Here is a 7,095-nt window from a genome sequence, read left to right as displayed (position 1 = left end):
AAACTGCCGAACGGGCCCCCACCACGACCGTAGCCTCATGACGTTCGATCCGACGCCATTCATCAAATTTTTCACCTTCGGACAAACCACTATGCAAAACGGCCACGTTAGAACCAAAGCGTGACTTTACTCGACGTACCATTTGCGGAGTCAACGAAATTTCAGGAACTAGCATTAAAGCTGTTCGTTGATTCTTTAAAGCACAGGCGATCGTGTATAAATAAACTTCTGTTTTTCCACTACCAGTAACTCCTTGTAGTAAAAAGACCTGATTTTTTTGTTCAACCACCGCTTGATTGATTTCCGTGACTGCATTTTCTTGTGCCGGTTGTAGTTTTTTAGGTTCTGTTTTTTTTATCTTTGTGTCACGATAAGGATCACGATATTTTTCTACTTTAATCTTTTTAAGCCAACCTTTTTTTTCTCCTTGCGAAAAAATCGCTGAAGATAGACCACTTTTTTGCATCGCTTCTTTCAAGATCATCGTCTTATCACCTAAGTTATTCAAAAAATCTAATAACTTGGCGGATTTAACTGCATTTGTACGTAGTGCATCTTTTTGAATTAATATTTCAGCAGAAGTCAGTAAATTAGTAATTGCCGTAACTTTTTTAGAACGAGCACGGTCATGAACTTGATAAATAACTTCAGCTTTTTTGTCACGATTTAATTTAGACAAGATTTTAAAAGACTCCGGAGTCAATGTTTTACTGTCAAACGGCAACTCCTCTTCCTGGCCGAATAAAGCTTTAACCTCATCTGAAACGTCCGTACTGATCAATCTGATCGATTTATTATAACTAGCACGCATTGCAGCGGGCAACATGACTTGCAAACATGAAATTTTAAAAGAAAATGTCCATTTAGCCAACCAGTTCGCCAATTCCAACATTTCCCTATTTAATACAGGGACTAAGTCTAATACTTCCTCGATGTTTTTTAAATCAAATGAAACATCAGGCCTTTTCGAAATAATTTTAGTCGTAAATCCTAGGATTTTTCTATTGCCAAAAGGTACGATCACACGCATTCCGGGAAACACTTGGTTTATCAACTCTGTCGGTACAGCATATGTGTATGCCTGATTTGTCTGCATTGAAGGCACATCAACTATCACTTCAACAAATTGTTCACTCACGTTTTTCCCCTCTTTAAATTATTATAAAATAAGCAGCTGGTCTAAAATTTCATTTGCAATGTTTTCTTTGGTGTTTTTCTTTAACAACTTTGGTTCTTTTTCTGGCTGTAATAAACGTACTTCGTTTTCGGAGGAATTAAATCCAATATCTGAACGAGAAACATCATTTAACACCAACATATCTAAATTCTTTTCTTTTAATTTTTTGTTGCCATTCTCTAATAAATTTTGTGTTTCTGCAGCGAAGCCAACTAGACGTTGATGGACTTTTATGCGACCTAAACCAGCTAAAATATCTGGGTTAGCCACTAAGTCAAGCTGAAGATTTTTCCCGTTTTTCTTTATTTTTTGGTCTGCAATTGTTTTAACATGGAAATCAGAAACAGCCGCTGCCATGATCACAAAATCATTTTGTGCAAATTTAGATTCAACTTTTTGCTGTAGATCCTTGGCAGACATAATATCTATCACAGTTACATTTGTTGGATGAGCCAATTTGGTCGGGCCACTGATCAATGTCACATTTGCACCACGATCTGCAGCCTCTTGTGCCAAAGAATAACCCATTTTTCCACTGGAACGATTTGTCAGATATCTGACTGGGTCGATTTCTTCAACGGTTGGACCAGCAGTAATTAAAACATTGATACCATTAAGATCTTGTTTTTGTTCATTTTTGGCTACGATCCATTGATAGATATCATCAGGTTCGGGCATTCTTCCATGTCCATTATACCCTTCTGCTAAAAAACCAGTTGCTGGCGGCATGACCTTGATTCCATCTTCAGCTAAGGCCTGGACATTTCTTTGTGTAACTACTTGCTGCCACATATTCTCATTCATTGCTGGGATCACAAATTTTTGGGCCTTTGTGGCCAACAATGCTGTAGAGACAAAGTCATCAGCAAGCCCATTGCTCATTTTAGCAATAACGTTGGCTGTAGCAGGTACAACTATTGCCATATCTGTCCAATCCGCCAATGCAATATGTGGAACAAATTCCAGCTCTTCAGTAGCCTGAAAATCATTATAAACATGATGATTCGTTAAAACTTCAAATGTTTTAGGATTTACAAATTTTTGGGCAGCTGATGTCATTGCAACTCGCACTTCAAAACCCGCCTTAATAAAAAGTCGAGCCAACTGGGCGGTTTTATAAACTGCGATTCCACCGGTAATATACATTGCTACATGATTTTTACTCACATTTTTCGTTCCTTTCACTGACTAATATTATCTCTAATTGTATCAATTTTAGCGGTAATAAAAAAGTGCTCATTACTTTCATAGAAACACTCGACTTTGCTGTCGTCAGCTATTGAAAGTAATGAGCAATTATTTTTAATGAGGCTTATTTTTATTTATGATCAGAGATCTTTAAATCTCCTGCTTCTACTTCTTCAAGTGCACGACCAACATTTTTATTGGAGGTATATTCACTTAATAAAGGCATTGCACCTTCATCAAGTTCATGTGCCCGTTTAGCAGCAAGCATTACCAAAGAGTAACGTGAATCAACTTGGTCTAACAATTTATCAACTGATGGGTATAAAATCATTTTAAAGCATCTCCTAATTGTTTTTTATAATCCGGTAAGAAACGTTTAACTCGCCAACGTTCAGCACGAATAATTGTTTTAATTTTCTCAGCAGCTACAGGAACTTCGTCATTTACTACTGCATAATCATAGTTTTGCATCATTTCTATTTCTGCAACAGCCTGATGCATCCGTTTATTGATAGTTTCAAGGTCATCGGTCCCGCGATGAACGATACGCTGCCTAAGTTCCATTAAATCAGGTGGAGTTAGGAAAATAAATAAACCATCTGGAACTTTTTCACGGACTTGCATAGCACCCTTGACCTCAATTTCCAAAAATACGTCTTTCCCCGCATCCAACATTTCATTTACATATTTTAAGGGTGTTCCATAATAGTTGTCAACATATTGTGCATATTCAAGCATGCCGCCAGTTTCGATTTCATTTTCAAATTCCTCTTTCGAAACAAAAAAATAATCTTTACCATTTACTTCACCTGGTCGCATCTTTCTAGTGGTCATTGAAATCGAATAATCAAAATTATTGCCTGGTTGCGAAAAAATCTCTTTTCTGACCGTTCCCTTACCCACTCCAGACGGACCCGAAAGCACGATCAGCATTCCTCTTTTAGACATGCACTAAAACTCCTCAAATAAATATTTAACTACTATAATGCACTTTTTAGCCACTTTTTTCAAGCTTGTCCCCCAAGAAACACAAATAAAATTTTTATTTTATTTGTATTCTTTTAAAATGACTAAATTATATTAATTTTTAAAAAAATAACAAGCAAAAATAGCTATTTCACAGTGTTTTAGTGTAAACGCTGAAAATAACGCAAAAAATGAACTTGCGTTCGGGAACTTTTGTTCTATAATAAACATAGACAAACAAACGTTCAGTCAAATATTTTTTGCCATATTTAAATACGCGGAGGTACTACAATGAAATTCAAACCAACCAGTTTCTTACTTGCTAAGGTTCGCTTTTATTTTCAATCAATTCTCAAAAATTGGAATGATTTTTTTGACCCTGATCAAGTACTAGAACAGGAGCAAACTCCTACAATGCCCGCTTTTCAAATCAATTCATTTATTGACAATGCTCTTAAAAATCAAACGATCATTAAACTTAACATTCAAACTGGTCAACATACCGAAATGATCGAAGGCCAATTATTTGAAGACCACCGTCATCAGGATGTTTATTTTATGACAACACCCCATAACAAAAAACTAACAAGAATTGTTTTTAAAAAGCAAATCGTAGGTATTTCAATGAGTAGCAGTACTAATACGGTCACCCCAACCACTACATTAAAAACCCGTACACGATTGCGGAAAACTTCCTAAAAGTGGTCTAACACAACATCAGAAATTTAACGCTAAAAATAAAGATTGCGACATAGTGGCCTTTTACGTCTGCCTTTATGTCGCAATCTTTATTTTTTACAAGCTAATTTTCTAAGTACTGCTGCTTTTGTCACAACTTCACTTTTAGTTATAAATCAATACTGTTCAAAATATTGTTTTCTTTCCCATTGCGAAACATCCTGACGGTATGCCTCCCATTCGATTCGCTTGCCTTCTAGGAAACTGGCCGATAAATGTTCACCGATAGAACTTAAAATTACATCATCATCTTTTAATGCCTTTAATGCATTATGCAAAGTTGACGGCAGGTCAACGATGTTGTTTTCGTGGCGTTCTTCTTCGGTCATCACATAAATATTACGATCAACTGGCTTTGGGGGTTCAATCTTGTTACGTAAACCATCTAACCCTGCTTCAAGGATCGCAGCGATCGCTAAGTACGGATTAGCTGTTGAATCAACACTGCGTAATTCCAAACGTGTTGATGCACCACGTGCTACTGGAACACGAACTAAGGGCGAACGGTTGTGACCTGACCAAGCGACATAAACTGGAGCTTCGTATCCAGGTACCAAACGTTTATATGAATTAACTATTGGATTAGTAATAGCTGTAAATCCACGAGCATGCTCCAATAAACCACCCAAGAAATACATTGCATCTTGAGATAATTTAGATTCTGTAGACTCATCATAAAATATGTTTCCATCTTTACCAAAAAGTGACATGTTAACATGCATCCCTGATCCATTGATGCTTGATAAAGGCTTTGGCATAAAAGTTGCATGTAAACCATGTTTCCGAGCAACTGTTTTGACAACCAGCTTAAATAATTGAATATTATCAGCCGCATGTAATGCATCAGCATATTTAAAATCTACTTCATGCTGTCCAGGAGCAACTTCGTGATGAGAAGCCTCCACATCAAAGCCCAAGCGTTCAAGTTCAAGAACGATCTCACGCCGACAATTTTCGCCCAAGTCAACAGGAGCTAAGTCGAAGTAACTTCCTTGATCATTTAAATTAGTCGTTGGCTCGTGTGTAGTGGGATTTAGCTTGAACAAGAAAAATTCAGGCTCAGTACCAATATTAAAATCAGTAAAACCTAATTCTCTCATCTCACTTAAAATGCGGATCAAATTATTCCGTGGATCACCCATAAATGGGGTTCGGTCTGAATTATACACTTCACAGACTACTCCAGCTATTTTGCCATATTCACTGCCCCATGGAAAAATCGTCCATGTCGACAAATCAGGGTAAAGCCACATATCACTCTCTTCAATTCTTACAAAACCATCAATAGATGAACCATCAAACATTAATTTATTATCTAATAATTTATCTAATTGGCTAACCGGAACCTCAACATTTTTGATGGTGCCGTATAAGTCAGTAAACATTAAGCGTAAAAACTGAACATTCTCATCTTTAACAATTCGGCGGATATCATCTTTGGTGTACGTTGGTTTTGCCATTTGCATGCTCCTTTGTTTGTTAACCTACAATTTCTTTTTATGCACAGAAAGTTTATCGGCTCGATCAGCCAAACCTCCAACAGCTTTGATCTCTTCACGTAAAATTCGGCGAACATCTGTATCTGTTAATGATTTTTGCATCTGTCCTTTTTTGGCGTGTTCTTTTTGAGCCTGCTGTTCATAGATATGTCTGATACCAGCCATATTGATTCCTTCACTGAGGTAATCTTTAATTTCAAGCAGTTGATCCACATTATTCAGTGAATACATTCTGCGATTACCTTCATTACGCTCAGGGATCACTAAGCCTTGCTGTTCATAATACCTGATCTGTCTCGCCGACAAATCAGTCAGTTTCATTACCGTTCCGATTGGTAAGACTGAAAGGGAGCGCCTTAACTCTTTTTCCTTCATAAAATCCCTCCCGAAACTACTTATCAATAATAGCAAGTAGTCCAAAGCTTGTCAATAGTTAATGTTACATTTTATGACACGAGTTAAAAATGCCTAATTATAAGAGATATTGTTACATTACTTTAACCTAAAGGTACCAAATATACACCTAGACCAAATCAAATTTATAGAATTAGATCAATTTATTTTTTCATCATTTAACCACTTAGATATCAACTGTTCGATCTCATTTATTTGTTCTGGATGCAAAACTAAATCAAACCATAAAACATTCATTCTATTTCTAAACCATGTTAACTGTCTTTTAGCATAATGACGTGAATTTTTTTTAATCGCTTCAATACAATCATTTAATTTTTCATCACCCGCAAAATAAGGAAAAAGTTCCTTATATCCGATGCCTTTCCCAGCTGATAGTTCAACACCGCCAGCTTCATAAAGAGCATGGGCTTCTTTTAGTAAACCATTATCCACCATTTGGTCAACTCGAGAATCGATTCGTTGATACAATAATTTACGCTCAGTATTTAATCCAATGATCAGAGGATCTAATTTACCTGAAGCAGTATCATCTTGTTCAGAAAACAAATGCCCAGTTTGCTGATAAACTTCTAATGCGCGGACCACTCGTCTTTCATTATTAACAGGGATTTTTTTTGCTGCAGTTGGATCAATTTCATCTAGCTTGTGCCATAATGCTTTTTTCCCATTTTTAGCTGCAAAATTTTCTAATTGGATCCGAACATTCTTATCACCAAAATTACTGGTACTACCTAAACTAAATTCATCTACTAGTGCTTGCACGTACAAACCAGTCCCACCAACTACTAGAGGCAAATGCTTTCTCACACTGATCTGTTCAATTTTTTCTTGGCTATAGTTAACAAAATCAGCTACAGAAAAATTTTGGTATGGTTGTAAAATATCCAACAAGAAATGATCAACGCCCTCCATTTCTTGCTTTGTTACTTTAGCAGTACCAATATCCAGGCCTTTATAAACTTGCATTGAATCTCCAGAAATAACCTCGCCGTTAAATAAATGCGCTAATTTGATCGAAAGATCGGTTTTCCCAACGGCAGTCGGACCAACTATAACTAAAACTTTTTGCGCCAAATTTTTCACTCCCTATCATTCATGAGTTTACTTTCT

General features: G+C 36.6%; 7 protein-coding genes and 1 pseudogene. 1 reads left to right on the top strand and 7 read right to left on the bottom strand.

Annotation, left to right across the window (positions count from 1 at the left end):
* From LACPOB_RS13075 to gmk, 4 genes and pseudogenes are all read right to left on the bottom strand, one after another.
* Positions 1-1,096: pseudogene (locus tag LACPOB_RS13075) on the bottom strand (primosomal protein N' family DNA-binding protein); the annotation flags it as partial.
* 63 nt (positions 1,097-1,159) lie between these two features.
* On the bottom strand, positions 1,160-2,344 hold the full coding sequence (gene coaBC, locus LACPOB_RS0106540) for a bifunctional phosphopantothenoylcysteine decarboxylase/phosphopantothenate--cysteine ligase CoaBC (RefSeq protein ID WP_017868029.1): 1,185 nt from the start codon (positions 2,342-2,344) through the stop codon (positions 1,160-1,162).
* Positions 2,345-2,495: 151 nt separating this feature from the next.
* Positions 2,496-2,696, bottom strand: coding sequence for a DNA-directed RNA polymerase subunit omega (gene rpoZ, locus LACPOB_RS0106535; RefSeq protein ID WP_017868028.1), 201 nt, complete (start codon positions 2,694-2,696; stop codon positions 2,496-2,498).
* Positions 2,693-3,313: a guanylate kinase gene (gene gmk, locus LACPOB_RS0106530; RefSeq protein ID WP_017868027.1), complete on the bottom strand. Its 621-nt coding sequence runs from the start codon at positions 3,311-3,313 to the stop codon at positions 2,693-2,695. Before gmk ends, rpoZ begins: the two co-directional genes overlap by 4 nt.
* 309 nt (positions 3,314-3,622) lie before the next feature.
* Here gmk and LACPOB_RS0106525 point away from each other — a divergent pair, with 309 nt between their 5' ends.
* Complete coding sequence (locus LACPOB_RS0106525) at positions 3,623-4,030, top strand: hypothetical protein (RefSeq protein ID WP_017868026.1); 408 nt, start codon at positions 3,623-3,625, stop codon at positions 4,028-4,030.
* 155 nt (positions 4,031-4,185) lie between these two features.
* On the opposite strand, the gene glnA is transcribed toward LACPOB_RS0106525, so the two are convergent.
* The 3 genes from glnA to miaA all read right to left on the bottom strand — a co-directional run bounded on the left by glnA (position 4,186) and on the right by miaA (position 7,059).
* A complete protein-coding gene (gene glnA / locus LACPOB_RS0106520) occupies positions 4,186-5,529 on the bottom strand; it encodes a type I glutamate--ammonia ligase (RefSeq protein WP_017868025.1) in 1,344 nt (447 codons plus the stop codon).
* A gap of 24 nt (positions 5,530-5,553) precedes the next feature.
* Positions 5,554-5,943: a MerR family transcriptional regulator gene (locus tag LACPOB_RS0106515; protein WP_017868024.1), complete on the bottom strand. Its 390-nt coding sequence runs from the start codon at positions 5,941-5,943 to the stop codon at positions 5,554-5,556.
* Between the two features lie 177 nt (positions 5,944-6,120).
* Positions 6,121-7,059 (bottom strand): tRNA (adenosine(37)-N6)-dimethylallyltransferase MiaA, encoded by a 939-nt coding sequence (miaA, locus tag LACPOB_RS0106510; protein ID WP_017868023.1) that lies wholly within the window; start codon positions 7,057-7,059, stop codon positions 6,121-6,123.
* Positions 7,060-7,095: the final 36 nt, after the last annotated feature.

This window comes from Ligilactobacillus pobuzihii E100301 = KCTC 13174, from assembly GCF_000349725.1.
Classification (GTDB): Bacteria; Bacillota; Bacilli; order Lactobacillales; family Lactobacillaceae; genus Ligilactobacillus; species Ligilactobacillus pobuzihii.
The sequence above is the reverse complement of the archived record's forward strand: the minus strand, read 5'-3'. Positions and strand labels throughout refer to the sequence as shown.